General features: G+C 59.6%; 15 protein-coding genes. 5 read left to right on the top strand and 10 right to left on the bottom strand.

The features are described from left to right. Positions 1-233 precede the first annotated feature (233 nt). The 9 genes from hxsA to X741_RS138020 all read right to left on the bottom strand — a co-directional run bounded on the left by hxsA (position 234) and on the right by X741_RS138020 (position 9,409). A complete protein-coding gene (hxsA, locus tag X741_RS0136125) occupies positions 234-758 on the bottom strand; it encodes a His-Xaa-Ser repeat protein HxsA (protein ID WP_031250674.1) in 525 nt (174 codons plus the stop codon). Next, complete coding sequence (gene hxsC / locus X741_RS138000; RefSeq protein ID WP_023769417.1) at positions 755-1,855, bottom strand: His-Xaa-Ser system radical SAM maturase HxsC; 1,101 nt, start codon at positions 1,853-1,855, stop codon at positions 755-757. The genes hxsA and hxsC overlap by 4 nt, the downstream gene beginning before the upstream one ends. Then, entirely contained in the window at positions 1,852-2,496 is a 645-nt protein-coding gene (locus X741_RS1000000171275) for a hypothetical protein (protein WP_023780680.1), read from the bottom strand. Before X741_RS1000000171275 ends, hxsC begins: the two co-directional genes overlap by 4 nt. Beyond that, positions 2,469-3,260 carry a radical SAM protein gene (locus tag X741_RS1000000171270; RefSeq protein WP_245272805.1) on the bottom strand — a complete coding sequence of 264 codons (792 nt, stop codon included), beginning with the start codon at positions 3,258-3,260 and terminating at the stop codon, positions 2,469-2,471. The genes X741_RS1000000171275 and X741_RS1000000171270 overlap by 28 nt, the downstream gene beginning before the upstream one ends. Further along, positions 3,257-3,640, bottom strand: coding sequence for a hypothetical protein (locus X741_RS138005; RefSeq protein ID WP_156937965.1), 384 nt, complete (start codon positions 3,638-3,640; stop codon positions 3,257-3,259). Before X741_RS138005 ends, X741_RS1000000171270 begins: the two co-directional genes overlap by 4 nt. Before the next feature lie 32 nt (positions 3,641-3,672). Further along, complete coding sequence (locus tag X741_RS01000000167275; RefSeq protein ID WP_224690336.1) at positions 3,673-4,401, bottom strand: thermonuclease family protein; 729 nt, start codon at positions 4,399-4,401, stop codon at positions 3,673-3,675. 195 nt (positions 4,402-4,596) lie between these two features. Then, positions 4,597-5,799 carry a PAN domain-containing protein gene (locus X741_RS138010; protein ID WP_156934581.1) on the bottom strand — a complete coding sequence of 401 codons (1,203 nt, stop codon included), beginning with the start codon at positions 5,797-5,799 and terminating at the stop codon, positions 4,597-4,599. After that, positions 5,771-7,360 carry a hypothetical protein gene (locus X741_RS138015; protein WP_031250672.1) on the bottom strand — a complete coding sequence of 530 codons (1,590 nt, stop codon included), beginning with the start codon at positions 7,358-7,360 and terminating at the stop codon, positions 5,771-5,773. The genes X741_RS138010 and X741_RS138015 overlap by 29 nt, the downstream gene beginning before the upstream one ends. 849 nt (positions 7,361-8,209) lie before the next feature. Next, positions 8,210-9,409: an IS256 family transposase gene (locus tag X741_RS138020; protein WP_023780675.1), complete on the bottom strand. Its 1,200-nt coding sequence runs from the start codon at positions 9,407-9,409 to the stop codon at positions 8,210-8,212. Between the two features lie 1,035 nt (positions 9,410-10,444). Between X741_RS138020 and X741_RS138025 the strand changes: the two genes are divergently transcribed. The 4 genes from X741_RS138025 (at position 10,445) to X741_RS1000000170160 (ending at position 17,967) form a co-directional block, all read left to right on the top strand. Then, a complete protein-coding gene (locus tag X741_RS138025) occupies positions 10,445-14,122 on the top strand; it encodes a VCBS domain-containing protein (RefSeq protein WP_023780674.1) in 3,678 nt (1,225 codons plus the stop codon). Between the two features lie 180 nt (positions 14,123-14,302). Continuing rightward, complete coding sequence (locus tag X741_RS138030) at positions 14,303-16,003, top strand: type I secretion system permease/ATPase (protein ID WP_023769215.1); 1,701 nt, start codon at positions 14,303-14,305, stop codon at positions 16,001-16,003. After that, on the top strand, positions 16,000-17,337 hold the full coding sequence (locus X741_RS138035) for an HlyD family type I secretion periplasmic adaptor subunit (RefSeq protein ID WP_023769216.1): 1,338 nt from the start codon (positions 16,000-16,002) through the stop codon (positions 17,335-17,337). Before X741_RS138030 ends, X741_RS138035 begins: the two co-directional genes overlap by 4 nt. Positions 17,338-17,634: 297 nt before the next feature. Continuing rightward, positions 17,635-17,967, top strand: coding sequence for a hypothetical protein (locus tag X741_RS1000000170160; protein ID WP_156934570.1), 333 nt, complete (start codon positions 17,635-17,637; stop codon positions 17,965-17,967). 640 nt (positions 17,968-18,607) lie between these two features. On the opposite strand, the gene X741_RS138045 is transcribed toward X741_RS1000000170160, so the two are convergent. Continuing rightward, positions 18,608-20,725, bottom strand: a complete 2,118-nt coding sequence (locus X741_RS138045; protein ID WP_245272804.1) for a PAS domain S-box protein — start codon at positions 20,723-20,725, stop codon at positions 18,608-18,610. 461 nt (positions 20,726-21,186) lie between these two features. On the opposite strand from X741_RS138045, the gene X741_RS1000000171725 reads away from it, so the two are divergent. Further along, on the top strand, positions 21,187-21,324 hold the full coding sequence (locus X741_RS1000000171725; protein WP_023769219.1) for a KTSC domain-containing protein: 138 nt from the start codon (positions 21,187-21,189) through the stop codon (positions 21,322-21,324). Positions 21,325-22,261 lie beyond the last annotated feature (937 nt).

Raw genomic sequence — 22,261 nt, 5'->3', positions numbered from 1 at the left:
AGTCCAACATGTTACCGCGGCGATGACAGCTGTGAACAAAGCGGACTATACGCCCCTTAGGGATTAAGCGCCTTATGTCTGCCATTGTGGCAAATTGCGGCTTTCCCGAAAGCGGTCATCACTCAACGTGCGCCGGAAAGGCCAGTTGGGAGGGGCTCGGCTGGTCTACTTTCGAGCATACATCGCTGCGACGCTCCGGCAGTTCCACGCCAGAACGCGGCGATCGGAAATCCTTAGTTGGCCACAATCCCTAATGCAGTCAACGTTTGTGGGGTGATCGTTCCCGTGACCTTGAGATTATAGTCCGACTGCAATCTCAATAGGCCGGCCCGCATTTCGGGGCTCATCGTCCCGTCCAAGTCCCCATTGTAGTAGCCGAACGCAAGCATCGCGAATTGAACTTGGAAAACGATTTCTTTGAACCTGTTGGCATTTCCAGGAAGCGTCGCAAGAGGAGCGGGTGCCGGCGCCGCTATGGGTGGTTGATAGGGAGGTGCAGGTGCCTGATAGACGGGTGCTGAATCTGCCGGCGGCGGATAGTAAGTGCCTCCGGATGAAGATCGGTGGCTGCTGTGCGAGCTATGGCTGCTGTGCGAGCTATGGCCAGCTAACGTGTATTTGTGATCCAGTTTGAAGATATCAAAAAGCGATTTTGTCTTGCCGCCATCGCTAGTTGGTGCGAGCGGCATCGCGACACTTTCTATCGGCATAAACCCCGCTGCGATCAAGGATGGGATCGCGAAGAACCGTTTTTTCATGCGACACCAAACCTTCCATATCCGTGCACTTTTGGATGCCATTGGAAGAAGCCGCCGCACTCGTTGCGAAGACTGCAATCGACGCAATCCTCAACGTAAGCCCGTTTCCAATCTGAGATCGTAGATGGCGCGAATGCTCGATAGTGAGCGGGGACGGTGCACAGCGGGAAATTGTAGAGCTTGGTGTCGATGCCACGGCTGATCGAGAAATCCAGCGCCTTGCTCACCAAATCGAAGCCTAGGGAACTGTCGAAAAACAGAGAATCCCAGTTCTTTCGGCCATAGCCGATATTTTCGAGCTGCATGATTGCCCATTTGTCGATGAATGGTAGGGCGACCGTCACGAACTTCGCTAGGTCCAGCAGCCCAGGTGCGTTGGGCTTCATAAGTACAGTCCGTAACTCGATTTTTGCCCCAGCCTCGCAAAGGATGGAAAGGTTGTTCCTGACCTGATCGAAGGCGCCAAGCTTTCCGACGACATGATCGTGGGTCGCGCTGTCGCTGGAGTAGACGGGAATCCCCCAAAGGATTCGGCTCAAATCCAAATCACGGAGCTTTGCGAGATCGTCGCGATCAAAATGCTGCGCATTGGTCAGGAGGTGAAAGTCGATGTCACGCCGCTGCTCCATCGTCTTTCGCAGGAATTCGAACAGCTCCGATTTGAAAAGGGTCGGCTCTCCGCCTGACAGGCCGATCGTTGAACTCTCCGGTGCCAGAAGCACGGCCGTCTCGAAAAACGGAAACATGTCTACGTGCTGCTTTTTCGGCGGCTGCGAGCACATCGCGCATAGTTGGTCGCAGCGTTCGGTGATCAAAAGCGTATTGTGGCGCGAGTTCGCCCGAATAAGCCGATGTGCCGCTTTTCGAAATGGCACGACAAACACAACATCACCGTTCACCTCGGATGGGTCGATCCCAAACAAGCAAAGGCTGCCTGCCGCCCCTGTAAAGAGCGCCTTTTCACCGTCGGCGGTTGCCAATGTTGCGTCCAGCGAACTGACGTTGCTCAGTTGCTCAGGCATTCCTTCGTACGACCGCAGCCGAACCACATATGGATCGACAGCGTTTGTATCGATCTTGAGGCGGAGCGGGATCATGTATGCACCGGGATCATATGATCCCCCCAAGATGGCACACGGGCCCATTTAGCGACCAATCGAAGCGCGGCTTCATCCCGCCGACTGATAACCTCTACAACCTTGTCGAAGACGTGCATGTGTCGTTGGCAGAACCAGGTATCGATGCGGGCCATGTCAATTCGCCCGTCCCTCGACAGATCGTCGACAACGTCTGTCCCGCAGAAGGGCTGATAGGCGCAGTGGATGCAGTCCGGATCAAAGTTGTTGAGCGAGGCACTATTGAGCAACCGGATCTTGGCTTGGTCGATGCCGGCCATCACCGTGCCGATCGAAAGATCGACGCGCCCTATGCGCGAAAGCATCCTGGCTTCATCCGTCGGGTAAAGCTGCCCGTCGTGATCAATGACTATGTAGTCCGAAGCGAAGAAGTTGGGATTGCGGAGATCGACATGATCGTCGGCCCCCGACCTGAGGAATCTCCTTAGGCACTGGCTGAAATAATATTCCTCGACGTAACCACCAGTGCGATGGTTCCTATCAATGAGGTAGTCGATGAAGCTGGAATGAAGTGCATTCCACTTGGCTATCGAATGCGGATCGGTTTTTCGGCGACGAGCAAACCCTTGGTAGTTTATCGGTCTGAGATAGATCGATTGCATCCCGTAGCGCTCGAAATTGCCGACGAGTTCCTCGAAATCCGGCGGCTCATCAACGTCGATCGTGGAAGCGCGGATACCTTGCCCGGTCCAAGGCGACGCACAGCGTCGGCGAGGTTTTTGAAGAACGCATCGGTTGTAACATCATCATGGGTGCGCTGGCGCTGATGAGTATTTCGATCTCCGTCTAGCGACGTGCTGACGAAGGTGTCCGCTTCGTCGAGGTAAGCCCATTCTCGCTCGCTCAAGCGTTGGAGATTGGTGCAGACCACAAACTGGCTGCCGGGAAACCTCGATCGTGCGAATGAGCGTATCTGTTCAAGCAAATCGACACGTAGCAAAGGTTCGCCGCCTTGAAACTCGACTTTAATCCGTGGCCCCTTCATCGCTCCGATAAGCCTGAGAGCGGCGTTCAGCGTCTCTTCGCTCCAGTCGAAACCTTGTGCATTTTCCGGCGCTCGGGAAACTTGACAGTAGCCGCACGTCAGATTGCAGCGCAGCGTAGGCACGAGGATAACGTAAGAAAGTTCCTGCTGTTTTGATTGGCGTCGAGCCCATCGATAGGCAAAGGCCGTCCAGTCGGGGTCGCCTTTCCGTTCGAACGAATGGCCACTTTCACGGAGAAAAGTATGATCGTCCGCCGATAGTTTGTTGCCGACATACCGTTCGAGAAATGACTGATCGCTGAGGAAGAACCCGCCTGCATCGTCGGTTAAGAGAAATTCGCCATCGCCACGCTCGCGAAACTTAAGTGGCCACACTGTCATTTCGCTGTCACCGCTTCGATCAAGGCTTGCCGAAGCGGCAGCGTCTCAACGTAGATCTTCTCTCGATAAACGGCATGGAGCACGCTTTTGCGCACGTCAGCCATATCACCAGGAGAAATGCAAGCCACCTCAACCCCAGCAGCCGATGCGACAAATCTAAGGGATGGATATTGAGCTTGGACACGAACTAACGCGCCATCCAAAAAACTGCGAAAGTTCGGCGGAATCTCAATTGTAATCTGATCTGCGCTGTGCGGCCCCATCTGGTCGAAAATCTCCACCCCGGCCATTATACTTTGAAATTCAGATTTGAATATCGGCGGACAGCTATATTCGAGGGAAATGCCTAAGGCGGTCTCGTCAGGCTTAATGACTGTCAAAGAGCCTCTTGTACTGGGACCCGACACATGTCTCAGCATAGGCTCTCGCACGGAATGCCGTCCTTGTCGCGGTCGAGCTTGCCGCCCCAGGGGCAGTTGGCCAAATACCAGTTCGCTTCATCGCAAGAACTGATTTGCGGGCACGTTCGGCGCGGCTGGCAGGAGTAGCTCTGCGCCACCTGAGGGCGGCTGATGATCCCGAGCGGCTTGATAGTGGATGGCTTAACGCCCCCGGCATGCTCTGCGCGCCATTCCCAGGGCGCCTGAAAGGCACCAACCCACAGACCGACTTTTGCCGCCTCTGCCTTCGCCTGCTGCCTCGCATAGGCCCCGTGACTGTATTTGGGCCAATCCAGGGCCAAGCCATTCTCAACCAGCCATCCGGCGATGCTCTTGCCGTCCGCGCGGTGGCAGTCCCCGACATAGCGGCCATAACGGTCCCACGAGACGAACGTACAAAGAGTGGGCCTGGAGAGCGTCAGGAACTTGTCAAGGGCAGCGGCCGACTTGACGCCGCACTGATATCGAAAGCCCTTGGCGTCGTCGCACTGCTGCGCGGACTCAGGAGCGTCGATGCCGTTGAAGCGGATGCGCTGTCCGTGGATCTCGATCGTGTCGCCGTCGATGACGGAAGCCACCCCGGCGATCGGCTCCGGAGTACGCCCAATCCAGTGGGATACGTTGAGGTCGAGTGCGCCTTCGCTGTGGTGAACGACAAACTGCGCCACGAAGGCGGCCATCGCCGCCACTGTCACGAACACCAGCCGCTTCGGAATGCCTGCCAGCCTACGAGCACGCCGTCGCTGTGCGCCTCTCCGTTTGCGCCATTGGTCGGACCGATTGTCGTATCGGTATTTGTCCACACCCCTCACTCCCCAAGAGGAAGATGCGCCACTGCCCTAAAAAGCCAACATAAGGTCCGCCTGCGCGGGTAGGCCGCCTAAGGCCGATGATCGTCAATTCCCTGCAGTCTTGCTCCCCGAAGCCACCCCCTTGAACAGGGACAGCGAGTCTACCTGATCCAGCATTGAACACATCTTGTTCGGAGAGTCGAAATTGAAGCCCAAGCACTTCTGATCCGCCGCACATGCCATGACACAATCGGCGTATGCGCCAGGGACGTTTGAATAAGAGTCGCCCACCACAACGGTGTTCTTGTAGAAAACGAGACTGGAGTATTGCAGCTTACCCGCAACCGCCTGCTTCGCTGCCATGGTGGCATCTGGATCCTTCACCAAAATAGACGCGTCCCCTTTCATGAAACATGCAGAATGCTTTTTGTCGTATGTGATAGCTGAGCAACGATTGTCGCCCTCGCATTGGGTCTGACATTGGTCGAATGACACATTCCATAGCGGCATACTCGGGAGGTCGAAGCCCATCGCGTCCCAGCCATCCTGGGCAACGAGTTTATTCGCCATCTCGGCTCTGCCAGCGGGGGCTTCATAGTCACTAGCGCTAAAGGTGCCTTTGTCGAGCCATACACATTTCGATCCGAGTTCTAAAGCGGATGCGTCATTCAGCCCGATGGATGCGAGAGTCGTCGCGGGAGAAACCGGCGCTTGAGGCCTCGCCGTTGGGGAGGCCCGGTTCACCAGGTCTGCGTTTACGTCGACGCCATTGACGAGCCGGCGTGTGTAGCACCAGGCATGATCCCAAGTCGCATCGTGTTCGTCATTGAAATGATGGCCAGAAACCAACGACCAGTGCGAACCCTGCCAGTCCATTTCTCGAGTGAGGAACTTGTTGAAGTCCGCAGTTATGACATCGGGTTGTTTTGGAACCGGCGTCGGAGTTGTGGTCTCCGGTTTAGGAGACACTTCGGGGGCAGGTGCTTTGCTGCGCTCCGTCTTACCTTGCTGGGGTACTGTCTCCGTCGTTGGTATCCTGTCGTCGCGTTTTTCGGTTTGCGTCGTGTCTATGACAGGTGGAAGTCCGTGGTCTCGTCCGAAGAACAGCGCCGCCCCGTAACCGATACCAACAGCAGCGACGGCGATCGCACCGCCTGTCATCATCCTCCTGAAGGCGTTTGCGCGGGCGATCTTGTCATACGCCGCAGCCTCTGCCTGCAGCGTCGGGATGGCCGCCTGTTTGACGACCAGATCGACAGCGCGCTCAAGAAGCGCCGTGTTATGCCGGATCAGCACTTTTGCGGCCACCCTTTGTAGACACCTTGACCAGATCGGCGACCTCGGCCGGCAAATCCTCGTTCAGCGCCTTTCGAAGAGCATCCGGATCGTCGGTCAAAACCGGCACATAGAGGATTTCTTTCACGACCTTTTCGACAGGAACCTCAACCCGTTTCTCGACCTCCCTGTCGACAACCACTTCAAAAGGGACCTTGACGGTGCGAACTCGGCGCCAGCGCCATCTTATTAGCATCCGTCTAATCAGTCTCGACAGTCGGCTCTCGGAGCGGTCCTCGGCCTGTGCTGCTATTCTCTGCAAGCCGAGCGCCACCATGGCAGTGATCGGACCGGCCAATCCGGCAATTACTGCGAGAGAGCCAAACCAGATTGCCGCAACCTTTCCTGCTTGGGCCTCGCTTACTTCTTCCGGCTTTTCGCCATACCAGCGAGCCGCGATGCGTCTGATCTGGTCTGTGCGAGCAAGCGGGATGCGCTTCTTTTCGAGTCCGTTCAACTGGGTCGCTATTTCGTCGCGCCGCGCCTGATTTGCAGCCAATACCTTATCCTGGGAGGCCTCCGCTGATTGGGCGGAAGCCAACGTGCTCCGCGCCTGATTTAGGCGCTGCTCCCAATCCGCGGACGTGGCGTCTAGTGACTTTTCGAGGTCACTTCGGCGGTTCTGAAGCACCTGTTTCTGGTCGGCAGTCATCTCAGGGCTTTCAGCCCTCAGGCGGTCGAACTCTGCTCGGGCAGCCGCGATCTCTTGATCTATGGCGAGGATTTGCGGTTCGTATTTCGCCTCCAGCTTGGCGCGAGGATTGGCAAGTTTTCCGATCTCGTCTTCCCAGTGCTTCACGGACGCAGCGTCGCCGGCTTCTCGCGCGTCTTTGATCCGCTGGACGAAACTGTCCCTCTGCCCTTCAAACTCCCCCACAGCCTGCTTAACCTTGCCGTCGCGCTCGGCGACCAAGTCCGCTCGCCTCTGCTCGCTCTCGTGGACTTGTTCCCGTGCTCTGGCCGCCTGAGGCGTTAATACGGTGGCAGCCTGGAGTTCGGTGTCGACGTCGGCGATACGGTCCTGGATTTCCTTACGAGCCTTGTCGGCAAGCGCACTCACCTCTTCCAGATCCGCCCTGGCCTTCGCGACCTGATCAGTCTGCTGAGCTGCCTGATCCGAGGCATTCAGCTTCGCGCTCTCTCTGTTGAGCGAGTCGATCCCATCAGCCAGCTCCTCATATTGCAGTTCACGAAGGGTGCCGGCGCGCTCCAAGCCCAGCAAGACCGTCTCAAAAGTGATACCGGCCAGAAGCAGGAGAAACACCAGGATAAAAGGCTTCCAGAACCAGGAGGCGCTGTACAAGAGGGTCGCGATCGGAATCTTCGTAAGCTCTGCGATCGAGACGATGAAGAACGGCGCGCTGGCCAGAATGAGGTCCATCGCGGTCGCAGATTGACTTGCTTCGAAGGCCTGGACGCCCAATACAAGGCCGGTGGCAAGGCCAATGATTGAAGCTATGATCTCCAGTGCCCACGCGCCACGGTATGTCCACTGGCCATAGCTGGCTAGCTTCTGGCTCATACTTGCGTACATCAGGCTCCCGCCTCCCCTATATCCCCAGGGCACCTTGCCACTCAACACAGGTCTTTGCATCAAAAATTGCTGTGCGCTTGGTGAATCGCCTTGATTTCGAGAAACATCGTTACTTTCACGCCTGCATATCGACTGAATATCTGCGAGTCGACGGGCGCGAATACCATGTGGCCCGTTAGCGGTTGAGCAGCCCTGCGACGAGAATAAGCATCATTGCCACGGCGACCACTCGAAATGCGCCGACAACGCCTCGGACAAAAAAGCTTTGGCGAGGCGACGGCGTCTGGTCGATATTTTTGGCTAACGCCTTCGGGTCGCTTGCACCCAAGCTTTCACGTGAAGGTCAATCCTGTGCCTGGAGCCCCGGCACTTATTCGACTGCCCTCCCGATGTGGGCCCAGCGCATGAAGGCTACTTCCTCCTCAGGCTAAGTCGCGAAGGCCGGCATTCAGTCTTTTAGTGATCGCAATGCCCTTCCGACTAGTGATCGCAATGCCCTTCCGACCGAGTTGAGCCCGACAGCGGGATGACAGCTTTAGATGATCTCCTCCTGTTGGCTGTCAGTCCGTTATCGGCCCCAATGCGGCCATTTCGGAACATGCGAGTGATCGTTGATTTCCAATCGCCACTTAGTCGGCTTGCAGCTCGACCGCAGTGTTTATGGTTTGTGCCTTTAAAGTGGCATGGTCGACAACGGATTGCAGAGGTGCGTGACGGTACTTTTCCAGACAGCAGAGACACTCTCTCGAAAGCCGCAAAAGTGCAAAAAATCGACCGTAGGATCGTGTCCCGGGGAGTGGTGTAGCTGACGGCATTTGTCGCCGTGCTCTCCGGCATGGGCCGGGCTGATCAGCGCGCCACGGCTGGCAAGCTGATCAGGGGATCATCGCTCATCTGGCTGATCGTTTCCAGAGTCATATATCTGGCCCGCTGCACTGCCCATTCATCGTTCTGTTCGAGCAGGATTGCGCCGACCAGACGCACGATCGCATCGTCGTTCGGGAAGATTCCGACGACCTCGGTGCGCCGCTTGATCTCGCCGTTGAGACGCTCGATCGGATTGGTCGAGTGCAGCTTGGCGCGGTGTTCTTTCGGGAAGGTCATGTAGGCCAGCACGTCGGGCTCGGCGTCGTCCATGATTGTCGCCAACTTCGGCACCTTCGGCCGGATCTGGTCGGCGACGGCGCGCCATTGCACGCTTGCGGCCTCGGGCGTTTCCTGGGCGAAGGCGGTGGCGATGAAAGCGGAGACGACCCTGCGGCCGCTCTTGCCGGCATGGGCCAGCACGTTCCTCATGAAGTGGACGCGGCAGCGCTGCCATGTCGCGCACAGCACCTTGGTGACGGCCGCCTTGATGCCTTCATGGGCATCGGAGACGACGAGCTTGACGCCGCGCAGGCCGCGGCGGGTCAGCTTGCGCAGGAACTCCGTCCAGATCGGCTCGGCCTCCGAGGTGCCAATCTCCATGCCCAGCACCTCGCGCCGACCGTCCGCATTGACGCCGACGGCAATGATGACGGCGACCGAGACGATGCGGCCGCCGCGGCGCACCTTCAGGTAGGTGGCGTCGATCCACAGATAGGGCCAGTCGCCCTCGATGGGTCTTTCAAGGAACGCTTTGACCTTGCCGTCGATCTCCTCGCACAGCCGCGAGACCTGGCTCTTCGAAATGCCGCTCATCCCCATGGCCTTGACCAGGTCGTCAACCGAGCGGGTCGAGATACCCTGGACGTAGGCCTCCTGGATGACGGCGGTCAGCGCCTTCTCGGCCATGCGGCGCGGTTCGAGGAAACCGGGGAAGTAGCTGCCCTTCCTGAGCTTCGGGATGCGCAGCTCGACGGTGCCGGCGCGCGTCTCCCAGTCGCGCTCGCGATAGCCGTTGCGCTGGGCCGTGCGCAACGGGTTCTTCTCGCCATAGGCGGCGCCGGTGGCGGCCCCAACCTCCATTTCCATCAGCCGCTCGGCGGCAAAGCCGATCATCTCGCGCAGGAGATCGGCATCCGGGGTCTTCTCCACGAGCGTGCGCAGGTTCATCATGTCGTCGGTCATCGGTGGTCCTTCCGAATTGGGTTGGCGTCAACAACCAAACCCTACCGGAAAGCGCCGATGACCACCGCAAAGCCGCTCGCTCGCTACAGCGCGACTAACGGCGCACTCGCGAGCGGCTTCGTAACCGCCGAGCTACACCACCTGTGGGGACACGACCGACCGTAGGATGGAAGCCCATGGTGACTTATCGCACGCACAGCATCGAGTTTAAACGTTTCGAAAGCCCGGCTTCCAAGTCAATTCTGCTTGTTCAACCTGTCCGGCCCGAGGGGCGCACTCCAGTTTTGGGGGAACTTTCGACCTCCGTCGTCGTGTGCGCATAGATACTTCGATCGTTCTATGCTCTTTCTGACCATTGGCTGATCAGATACCTCCTTGCTCCGGAAGTAAATCCTGTTCGGCCACGCACGGGGCTGCAGCGTGCTATGGCGTGCAAATCGGCGGGTCTGCCTCACGCCGCATTCCCGTCCCGCAGGGCCATATTCCCATTCCCCGAAAGCGGACATTGGGGCCGTCGAACTGGAAATTCTGGTTGTGCCGGAAGCGAGCGTTCAAGGGCGTTCGTTTCCCGATGAATCAAGATGGCGCCTCGGAGCGCATCCTGTCGTAGGGCCGATGGGTCAGGTCCCGAAGGGCGAGTTAGAAGCATTCGCGTACAGGTACGAATACTGTCATTAACCCTTCAGTCGATTGGACGTTGACGCACGCTTCTGCAGAGTTAATAATGTCCTAATATAAGGGTAGCGTGAACATCTCTCGACCGGCAACAACGAGTCATGGCGCTACTGGGGTTGGGGAACGCAAGGCGGCGATCATAGCCGTAGTAGCTGTCATCATTGAGCACCACCTGTCTGTGGATCGCCACCTTTGTCCGGGCTGTTCACGGGCCGGAGCGAGGGGTTGCGGCTTGGTGAATGGTCACTCCCACCTCACGTAACTGAGCGCCGATCGCCATACAGGTTTCGGCATGGGATTGTCGGCCGCCACGTGCGGCCACGAGCAGATGCGCCGCGTCTGCCGACAGGGGGATAAAAGATGGCCACTCAGCAGGTTGCAGGCGCAGGCGGTACGACTGTTTCCTTCTCCAACACGCCGCAGGCCACGGACGACGCCTTTTACTTCTCTGAAGATTCGACTGGCGTCCTGATCCTGAATGTACTGGCGAACGACCTGGGTGGGGCCGCGAAGCAGCTCTACTCCATCGACAATTCAATCAGTGCTTCGACCGCGACCAAAACACCTGCGCCGTCGGACTTGCTTGTCCGCGACACCACATACTCCAGCACCAACGACAGCGCCGGACTTGCCGGAACCACCGACAAAAGCTTGCTCGGAGCACGTATCTGGATAGCCAGCGATGGGACGATTCACTACAATACCGCAGATATCAACACGCTGCTGCAGTCGCTTGCGCAGGGCCAGGTTCTCACCGACAAGCTGACTTACGCCATTCAACTCGGCAACGGCACCTTGAGCTGGGCCACGACCACCATTCAGTTCACCGGCACCAACGACGCCGCCACCATCACCGCATCGGCCACCGAGGACACCTCGGTCACCGAAGCCGNCGGCACCGCCAGCCAGACCATCACCGTCACCATCCACGGCACCAACGACGCCGCCACCATCACCGCATCGGCCACCGAGGACACCTCGGTCACCGAAGCCGGCGCCGGCAATGCAACGACCGCGGCGACGCCTGGCGACGCCACGGCGGGCGGCACGCTGACCGTGCACGACGTCGACGCCGGCCAGGCTCATTTCGCCGCCGTCGCTCCCGCCGCGCTCGCCGGCACCTACGGCAACTTCAGCTTCGACAGCGCCACCGGGGTGTGGGGCTACACGCTCGACAACAGCAAGGCCGCGACCGAAGCGCTCAACGCCGGCGACACCCAGACCGACACGCTCACCGTGAGCTCGCTCGACGGCACCGCCAGCCAGACCATCACCGTCACCATCCACGGCACCAACGACGCCGCCACCATCACCGCATCGGCCACGGGCTCGGCGACGGAGGACGTCACCTTGACGGCGGGCAGCACGCTGACCGTCAATGACGTGGATAGCGGCCAGAACCATTTTCAGACGCCAGGCTCTCTTGCCGGTACCTACGGCACCTTTACGTTCAATGCGACGAGCGGGGTTTGGGGCTACACGCTGGCCAATAACCAGGCCAATGTTCAGGCGCTGGCAGGCGGTATCCAGGTGCACGACACGCTGACGGTGAAGTCGTTCGACGGCACTGCCACGCAGACTATAGACGTCACCATCACCGGCACCAACGACGCGCCGTTCATAGATTTGAACAGCGGAACGTCAGGAACCTCCACAAACATCAGCTACACTGCCGGTTCCGCTGCCACCGCCATCGCGCCTTCGGCGACAGTGACGGACATCGACTCGGCCGACTTCAATGGGGGAAAGCTTACCGTCGCCTTCACCACAAACGGCACCGCGACGGATCAACTGACCATCCAGAACCAGGGCACCGGCGCTGGCCAGATCGGTACCAGCGGCAGCAACGTTACGTATGGCGGCACCATCATCGGAACGTTCACGGGCGGCACTAATGGGTCGAACCTGATCATCACGTTCAATGCCAGCGCCACGCAAGCGGCGGCAGCGGCCTTGGCTGACCACATCCTCTATTCCAACGCGACCAGCCCAACCGCCACCAAGACTGTTACCTACACTCTGATTGACGGTGATGGCATCGCCAATGGCGGCACGGACACAAGCGCCGCCATCGCGACGATCAATGTGACAGGCGGAGGCCAAGCCCCGGTTGTCGACCTCAACGGAGCCAGCGCGGGAAGCGATGCCACCGCGAGCTATCCTCACGGAGTCACGCAGCTATCGCTCACACCATTAGCGACAATCGCCGACGCCGATTCAGGGAATCTAACGTCCTTGACAGTCACGCTGACTAATCCACAGGACAACAGTGCGGGTGGCGGGGGCGTAAGAGAGATATTGTCTCTTAGTGGAGCGGCGAGTGCCGCGGCCACCGCTGCCGGGCTGACGGTAACATTTCCGTCGAGCGTCGCGAACAATGCCGATCCCGTTACCCTGTCCATCACAGGCGTTGCATCGGTCAGCACATATCAAAGCATTTTGCAGGGAGTCCTGTATTCCGACACCAAACCTGGCTCGCACGTTCCTAGCCCGGCTCGAAATGTTGACATCGTGGCCAGCGACGGCGCCAATACCAGCATTGTCCATCATGTCACGATCAGCGTAGCTGCCCCCGCCGGCACCGCAGGCGCGCCGATCAATCTCGCGCTGACCGACCCGTCGGACGGCCATGCCGTCACCGTTACGGTGAAGGACGTGCCTTCCGGCTGGACGATCGATGGTGCGACGCAAAATGCAGACGGGTCCTGGACGGTGCAGTCCAACGCCGTCCACCAGCTGACGGTCACCACGCCGGCCGATTTCACCGGCGCCGCTGTGCTTGATGTCTCAATGATCTGGACCAATGCCGATGGAACGACCGGAAGCGCATCGATCGCCGACAATGTCGAGGCCTACGCGCCGGGATCGCCGATCTTCGCCTGGTCGGGCAACGATGTGCTCACCGGCTCCACCGGCAACGATCTGTTCGTCTTCTCGCAGCCGATCGGCAACGACACGGTGCACAGCTTCGACGCGGCGGCCGACCAGATCGACCTCGTCGGCTACTCCGGCTTCCAGAGCTTTGCCGACGTCCAGGCGCATACCGTCGACGATGTGCATGGTAACGCCGTAATCACGCTCGGCGACGGGCAGTCGATCACGCTCGACGGCGTGCATTCCTCCGCTCTCGGCGCCGGCAACTTCGCCTTCGACCAGACGCCGGTGGTGAACAACACCGGCACGATGACCATCGGCGACGGCGCCCTGCTGCCGCTGAGCGGCACCGTCAACAACAGCGGCACCATCTCGCTGGATTCGACCGGCAGCGAAACCCTGCTGCAGGTCATCCAGCACGGCGTGACGCTGCAGGGCGGCGGGCAGATCGATCTGTCCGACAGTTCCTTCAACATCATCTCAGGCACCGGTCCGGACGTCACGCTGGTCAATGTCGACAACACGATCTCGGGCGCCGGCCAACTGGGGGATGGCATGCTCAGCCTCGACAACAGGGGCACCATCATCGCCTCGGGCACCAACGCCCTGGTCATCGACACCGGCGGCAGCGTCGTGGCCAATTCCGGCACGCTGGAAGCGACCGGCTCGGGCGGCCTGGTCGTCGCCGGCGGGATCGCGAATTCCGGCATGCTGTGGGCGAATGGCGGCAACATCGACATCCACGGCGCGGTCACCGGCGAGGGCGATGCCACGATCGGCAACCTGTCGAAGCTGGAATTCGGCGCAGCCTCGTCGACGGATGTTACCTTCGCGCAGAATACGGCCGGCACGCTGGAGCTCGACGACTCGTTCGACTTCAGCGGGCGGATCGGCGGCATCACCAATGACGACAAGCTGGATCTTAACGACATCCTGTTCGGCACCGGCACGACGGTCAGCTACCAGACCAGCCAGGACGGCAGTGGCGGCACTCTGACTGTGACCGACGGCACGCACGGCGCCACTCTGCATCTGCTTGGATCCTACGACGCCAACGGCTTCAAGCTCGCCGATGACGGCCAGGGACACACCGTTGTGACCTACAATCCGGCTGAATTCACCCTGACCGGCATCAACGGCGGAACAAGTGAGTTCGCTGTGTGAAGAAGGAATCGAGCCCGCGGTCACACGGAGCTCGTTTCGTTCCCTGCCGGCGGCGGATTCAGCTTACGAATTAAGGTTTACAGCAGGTTTACGGGTGGATCGCGTGGCCGGTTGAAGGATCAGGAGTAGGATCGGTTCGGGTATGCGGTTTAAACAGGGGGCGGTTCTCCGCTAGGTAGTTTGAGTCTCGACAACAAATCCAAGATCGTGAGGGAAGCGCTTCGCGCTTGCCGCCGCTATTTCCTCTTTGCGGCGGCATTCAGCTTGGCCATCAATCTGCTCTACCTCGCATCCCCGCTCTACATGCTGCAGATCTATGACCGGGTGGTCACCAGCGGCAGCGAGACGACACTGGTGATGCTGACGCTGGTTTTGCTTGCGGCTTTCCTGGCGCTGGCCGGCCTCGATCTCGTACGGGCTGCCATCCTGACGCGGGCCAGCGCGCGGCTCGACCGGCTGCTTTCGGCCAAGATCCTTGCGGCCTCCGTCGAAACCCCGTCGCTGGGCGCCTCGCAAAGCCAGCCGATCCGGGATTTCGACACGTTCCGGCAGGTGATCACCGGCAGCGGCGTCCATGCCCTGTTCGACCTGCCATGGTCGCCGATCTACATCGGCATCATCTTCCTTCTGCATCCCTGGCTTGGCTTCTTTGCGCTGGGCTCGTCGCTGCTTCTCATCGCCATGGCGGTGCTCAACGAATACATCGTGCGGGTGCCGCTGAAGCAAGCCAACGACCTTGCCACCGCCAATTACAATTTCACCGAAATGAGTCTGAGAAACGCCGAAGTCGTCCGCGCCATGGGCATGATCGACGGCCTAGTCCGCCGCTGGGGGCGCGACCGCGGCCTTGCGCTCCGCCGGCAGGGACAGGCCAGCGACCGCGCAGCACTGATGTCCGGGCTGATCCGCTTCCTGCGCCTCACCATGCAGTCGCTGATCCTCGGCCTCGGCGCCTATCTGGTCATCGAGCGACAGATCACCGGCGGCTCGATGTTCGCGGCGAGCCTCCTTCTGGGCAGGGGGTTGCAACCGGTCGAGCAGATCGTAGGCCTTTGGCGTAGCCTGATACTGGCGCGGGCCGCGCTTGGCAGGGTCGAGAAGCTGCTCGACGCTGGCGCACAGGGCGAACGCTCGTTCAACCTGCCCAAGCCCACTGGCAAGATCGCTGTCGAGCAGCTCAGCTTCGCCATTCCCAACCTGCAGAAGCTGCTGCTGCGCGATGTCTCGTTCAGGCTCGATGCCGGCGAGGCGCTTGGCATTGTCGGTCCTTCCGGCGCCGGCAAGTCGACGCTCGCGCGGCATCTCGCCGGCATCATGCAGCCCAGCCGCGGCACCGTCAGGCTGGACGGCGCCGATCTGACGCAATGGGGACGCGAGGCGCTCGGCGACCATATCGGCTACTTGCCGCAGGACATCGAGCTGTTTGCCGACACCGTCGCCGCTAACATCGGCCGCTTCAAGACCGATGTTGACCGCGAAGTGATCGAGGCCGCGCGGCTGGCCGGCGTACATGAGATGATCATCCGCCTGCAGCAAGGCTACGAGACGCAGATTGGGGAGGGCGGCGCGGTGCTGTCCGGCGGCTACCGGCAGCGCATCGCGCTTGCCCGCGCCGTATTCGGTATGCCGAACCTCATCGTGCTCGACGAGCCGAGCTCCAATCTTGATGCCGACGGCGACCGCGCGCTCGCCGAATGCGCGCTCGAGCTCAAGCGCCGCGGCAGTACGGTCATCATTGTCTCGCACCGGCCCTCGACTTTGGCCAATGTCGACAAGATCCTGCTTCTGCGGGATGGCGCGGTCGAAGCCTTCGGCATGAGGAACGAGATCGTGGCGCTGCTCAACCAGCGCGCGGCACCCATGGCGGTGGCAACTCAATGACCGACATCGCCGCCACCTATCGCAGTTTGTCCAGCGCCGAAGATGCGGGCAACCCGGATTCGATCCGAGGACCGGTCTGGGTTGGCGTGCTTATCATTGTTGCCTTCTTCGGCGCGTTCGGCGGCTGGGCGGCGATAGCGCCGCTCAACGGCGCGGTGCTCGCGGACGCGATTGTGAAGGTCGAGGGCAACCGCAAGAGCGTTCAGCATTTCGACGGCGGCACGGTGAAGGAAATCCGGGTGAAGGACGGCGACATCGTCAAGACAGGTGATGTGCTGGTCGTGCTTGACGACACCCGCGCCCGCTCCGAGTTCAATCTCTATTCCCAGCAATATGCTCTGCTGCGCGCCACCGATGCCCGCATCCGTGCGGAGCTCGAGGGCCATGAGGCGGTTGCCTTTCCGAAGGACATCACCGCCGAACACCAGGCCTATCTGCAGGACGCGATGGCCAACCAGATTGCTGACCTCGAGAGCCAGCGCGCCTCGATGGCGGGTGCCACGCAGATCCTGCAGAGGCGGATCGCCGAGCTTGAAGAGCAGATCGACGGGAAGCAGGCGCGCGTCGAATCTTTTCGCGCCCAGCTCAAGTCGACGACCGACGAAAAAATAGGCCTCAACAAGCTGCTGAAGGCCGGGCTGACAACGCGCACGCGCATCCTCGAACTCGACCGCTCCGCCTCCGATTTGCAGGGCCTCATCGACCAGGCCATCGGCGAGATCGCGGGAAACCGCCAGAGCAAGGCCGAGCTCGAAAGCCAGATTGCGCAGCTCACCAACGAGCGACGCGCAAAACTCTCGGCCATGCTGATCGACACCCAGTCGAGCCTAGCCGACCTGGTGCCGAAGATGTTCGCCGCGCAAGCCACGGTGGACCGCGCCGAGGTGCACGCGCCCTATGACGGCCAGGTGATGGACCTCACCGTCTTCTCGACCGGCGCGATTGTCGCCCCCGGGCAGACCATCCTCGATATCGTGCCAACCAAAAATTCGTTGATCGTCCAGGCGCAGGTCAAGGTCGAGGACATTTCCAGCCTGCACGCTGACATGACGGCCGAGGTCCGCTTCACTTCCTACAAGCAGCGCACCACACCAGTCATCCACGGCCGCGTCACCCGCATTTCGGCGGACCGTGTCACCGACGCCAAGACCGGCTTTCCCTACTATGTCGCCGACATCGCGGTGGATCAGCAGGAACTCGCCGCCGCGCCGCAGATCCAGCTCTATCCAGGTATGCCGGCTTCGGTGATGATCGTGACCGAGGAACGCACCGCGTTGGATTACATTCTCAGTCCCCTGTCGACCTCGCTGCATACTGCCTTCCGGCAGAAATAATATCAGGACGGCGGCGCGATTTCAGCATTATCAACGTCTCATCCTTGATCTTGTCGAAATGGACGCCACGAATCGCAAGCAGACGCGGTTCTGCTGGACGCCTCAGTCCGTTTTCTAGCCCGCACAACCTGAAAACGGATCAATGCCGGGGAGCCGAGTTTCGGGTCGCGGGCAGCGCCGAGATGACGATGACGATGACGATCTATCGCGAGCTGGAAATGCGCAAGCGCGGCCACAACGTTGTACCTTTCCAGTCTAGAGACAGGCCACGATACCAAACGTCCGCAGCAAGTAAAAATGCCCGGTTGGAAATCTCACCTGTCTGTCGTACCTGCTCAGGACCGCTCGCTCGAGACCTTCTTCTTACCATCGGGAATTGATCGCGGTGCGGGGGCATTTTCCCGTGGATATCAAAACTGCCGTTTAATGGGCGGCATCGCCGTAGCGGCGTTCCAGCGCATCGGCTATGCGCTCGCAAAGGAGCTCCGCAGTAGCAGTCGTGAGGTGGAGACGAACGTGGCCTCTTTCGGGGTCAACGAGTTCAACAAAGATCCCGGAATCGGATTGTCCGGGCTGATCCAAGACGTCCTTCGACAAAATCGACTGTCTTGTCCAATTGTTTTGCCCTAAATGTTTCGAAATCCCACCGGTTCTACAGGCGGCTTCCCAGGAAGCCCAAGTCTGTTTCGATGATTGTGTGCGTAGTCCTCGGCAAGAGCCTGCGTCGCGAACACTTCGACCATTGACTCGCCACTCTCAACGACACGGACAATCCACCGGTTCTCGACGTGTTTAACCAGCACCTCGTTTGGTTCTCCAGCCACCATCCCCGTTCTCGGTGTTTGCGCGACGCGAGATGCTTCGCGTTTTCTTCAGAGAAGGGACACCCATACTTGAGCAGCGTCAATCTAATATTTTGTGATTGCAGATCCAAATCAAATTGATGACATGGGACGAAGCGCCCCTTTCTTAATTGGCGGTTATCCCCACGTTAAACCCGTTGTTACGAGGCGCCACCCATCTCCAGGCGGCAGCACCGGTCCTGTAGTGTCCCACGGATGAACTCGACTTCGGTTGTGTGCGTCAAGTTCTGCAAAATGGGGCGGCCACGATGCTGGTCATTCGGCTTGGCGCAGTGCGAGCTTCTTGTGCTCGCGCAGGGTTGGGTTTCTGGCTGGATCCTGAAGTACAGCTGGTGGCGGTCCGGGAAGCGGCGCTAGTTGAGGCCCCAGGGGACGGTCCATTTACCTACCCACCGAATGCTGAGTTCCTAGGCCTCGCTCACAACAGATGCCTCCACGGCAGCCAGCGGCGCTTCCAGCGTCCAATTGATCCCATGCGAGCCACACTCAAGATCGGCCTTCCCGCCGACAGCCTCAGGCGCTACCCGCTTCAGCACCACGGTTCCAAAGCCGCCCTGACCGATGGCCTGGACCTTCGGCCCATCGGTTTCGGCCCAGGCGAGGTGGAAGAGCTTCGAATCCCCGGAACCGGTCGCGTTCCATTGAACCGAAATCGTGCCCGTGTCTCCCGAAAGTACGCCGTATTTGGCTGAGTTGGTCGCGAGTTCGTGGAAGGCAATACCGAAATACTGGACGGCGTTGGGGCTCAGCACGATGGAAGGTCCCGACATGGAAATCCGCCCCTCATTGCCGAACGGTTTGGCTTGCGAGAGCAGCAGTTCGAAAAGGGTCACGCCTCTCCAATCGCCAGCGACAAGCAGATCGTGCGAGCGTGACAGGGCCATGATCCGCTCGCGAACCTGCCGTTCGAACACCGCGGGGTTCTCGGCGCGCTTGTTGGTTTCCCTGATCATCGAAAGGATGACGGAATACTGGTTCTTGACCCGGTGGTTGACCTCGCGCATCAGCATGCGGATGCGCTGCTCGTTCTCTTTTGCCGATGTGATGTCCCTGGCAATCTTCGATGCGCCGATGATCTGCCCGGTTGCGCTGCGCACGGGCGATACCGTCAGCGAGACCGGAACCAGACTGCCATCCTTGCGCTGACGGATCGTTTCGTATGTGTCGACGACTTCCCCACGGCGGATGCGTTCGAGGATGCGGGGTTCCTCGTCCTGGTGGTCATCCGGGATCAGCATCGTCACCGAGCGGCCGATCGCTTCCTCGGCGGTGTAGCCGAACAGCCGTTCGGCGCCCCGATTCCAGCTCTTGATGATGGTGTTCAGGTCCTTGCTCACGATGGCATCGAACGAGGATTCCACGATTGCCGACAAATGGTGCCTGGCCTCCTCGGCATTCTGGCGGTCGGTGAGGTCAAACAGCATGTTAACGGCACCGATCAGCTTGCCCGTCTCATCGCGGAGCGGTGTCGGATAGGGCTGAAATGGGAAAAAAGATCCGTCAGGGCGCTGCGCTATCGCCTGCTGGCCACGCACAGGGCGGTTTTCCTTCAGCGCGATCGCCATGGGGCACTCATCGTGAGGAAGGTCCTTGCCGTCCGGTGTGAACAGCTTGAACGTCACGCACCACTTGTCCTTGCCGATCTCGGGTTCGCGGCCCGCCATTTCGGCGGCGGCTCGGTTGTAGTAGGTGATGACCCCATCCGCGTCAGTCGTGTAGATGGCGACCGGGAGACTGTCGAGGACCTGGTGATAGGTGCTGTCCTGCCGCTTGAGCTCCGTGCGGGTGCGTTCCAGGTCGGTTACATCGACAGTGAAACAGCGTGTGTTGATTAGCTTGCCGTCGCGGAAATGCCCGCTGGAAGAAATTTCGACGTGCTTGATCGAGCCGTCGTGGGCTCTCAATCGCGCCGGATATCTGGCGATCTTCTCGCCACGGGAGACGCGGTTCAAAATGTCCTCGATCACTTCCTGGTCGGGATAGAACTCCGCGACGTGGCGACCGATATAGTCCTGCGCCGGAAACCCGAGAAGGTCGAGCTCGGCCTGGTTGGCATGAAGAATAACACCATCGGCACTTACCAAGTGGAGGGCGACGGCGCCGTTTTCGAAGAAATCCTGGTAGTTGAAGTTCCGGCTATCCCCATCGGATGTTTCTTGGTTCTTGAACGCGACAACATTCGCCCGCGGCACTTCATTCATCCAAAACCCCTTTCTGCTCAACGGGTGGTAACGCGGGGTGTCGCCAAATTGTTCCTGTAGCTCGTCCCTTGCGGCTGCCCACGAGGCTCCTCTTGATTGAGCCTGTGGCGGCATGCAAATCTGAGCTCGGACGGAAACCACCTTGGCACGTGTTTCATCAACGAACGTGCAATCGTGCCTCACATGGACAAACCTCTCGTCCTGGTCGTCGACGACGAAGCTTTGATTGCCGTGGAGATGGAGACTGCTCTTTCCGAGGGGGGCTTCACCGCAGCCTTGGGATCGTCGTGTTGCAAAGGCCGAGGAGCGCTTCTCGCGAACCACATGCCCGCCGCCGCGGTCCTGGACGTCAGATTGTGGGACGGCGAGAGCGTCGAGGCTGCAAGAATGCTGGCTGCCCGTGGAGTGCCCTTCGTCGTTTATTCCGGCCTAGGCCCCGAGCAGAGTGATGAAGCATTCTCACTCGGGACGGTGGTGATGAAGCCGACCGAACCGGAAGAACTTGTCCGGCTCCTCGGAGAACTGATTGCCGGTCGGAAACCCAGGATGACCGGTTGGCTGCATCCTCTAGGCTTGCGCTCGCAGTGCGCCTTTCGGCTCGTTGCGCATTGTACGCTAACCGCAAAGCAATGGGGTTGTACAATAGGTGACACCGGCGCTGATAAAGAACACGGCGCTCAAACCTGCTCGATCGGCAGCCCATCCCAAAGCCGGGCTTCCAAGAGCCATCGCGACATCCAGAAAGGCCGTGTAGATGCCCATTGCCAAGCCGCGGTTTTGCGGCGATGTGCCACCAAGGCAGGCATTACCAGTTCTTGGACGTGCCGCCGGAGAGCTTTGCCGGGTTCAAATCTGCCTTTGCCAAGGGCCGCTATTTCAACGACCACATCCGCAACCGCTTTGCATTTCGGCTGGTGACATAAAGGGCAAAGCCCGCTGCCGGACGCNTATTTCAACGACCACATCCGCAACCGCTTTGCATTTCGGCTGGTGACATAAAGGGCAAAGCCCGCTGCCGGACGCTCGCCATGATTGCCACCTCATCGCCTATGTTGATGCTGCCGTTAGCCACGCCGATTCAAACTCCGAGCAGGCGAGTTTGCCTTGTAAGCAGATGCTAAAATGTGAACGCCCTCGTGGAACATACCTCCACGCTCCGCAGTTATTAGCGTTCAGATTTTAGCGAAGTGTGGGGAAATCATGAAGCGAGACTTTGCATACCTGTGCGCTTGGGCGAGCGCACGAGGCATTAAAATCTATCAGCGGTCAAAGACGGTCTGGATCGCGGCAGGACATCATCGGGGCCGCGATTTCGAGGTGAAAGGACGTTCCCCGGCGACTGCACTCTCCTTGTGGGTGGAGGGTGCGCAGTACACGGGTCAGCGGTTCTGCTAGGGCATTCCGTCAGCCCGCCTGGCTTTTGTGGTTCTGCTTTTCATGGCCGCTGGCTTCTGGTTGGCGGCCGAACTGGTGGTCGCCGGTGCACAAGGTGCTGTCATTTCGCACGCTTCGGGAGATTGATTATCTCGGCGCCCCCGTCATCTCCAGCGGTTCGTGCCCTGGCGTTTCATGCCAAAACACTTGGCGCAAATCGCGCTGGTCAACCTTTTGCCCGCAATATGGGCAAGGATAGAAATGCTGATGTTCCGGGATGTCTGCGCCGCCGTGCAACTTTCCGGGGATCGGCGGGCCGAGGTCCGATAGCTTCGTCATCCCCATCGAACTTTCAGTTCGTCTAATATGTTCCGGAACCCTCCGTTCCGTCAAAGTCTAATGATCAGGAACGCACACTGGAAAGCACGTGCGGTAACGGTTGATTCAACCATCGATGGTAATTTGGTGTGCAGTGGCGGCTCCGAC

The sequence above is a fragment of the Mesorhizobium sp. LNHC221B00 genome, from assembly GCF_000502935.1.
Lineage (GTDB): Bacteria > Pseudomonadota > Alphaproteobacteria > Rhizobiales > Rhizobiaceae > Mesorhizobium > Mesorhizobium opportunistum.
The sequence above is the reverse complement of the archived record's forward strand: the minus strand, read 5'-3'. Positions and strand labels throughout refer to the sequence as shown.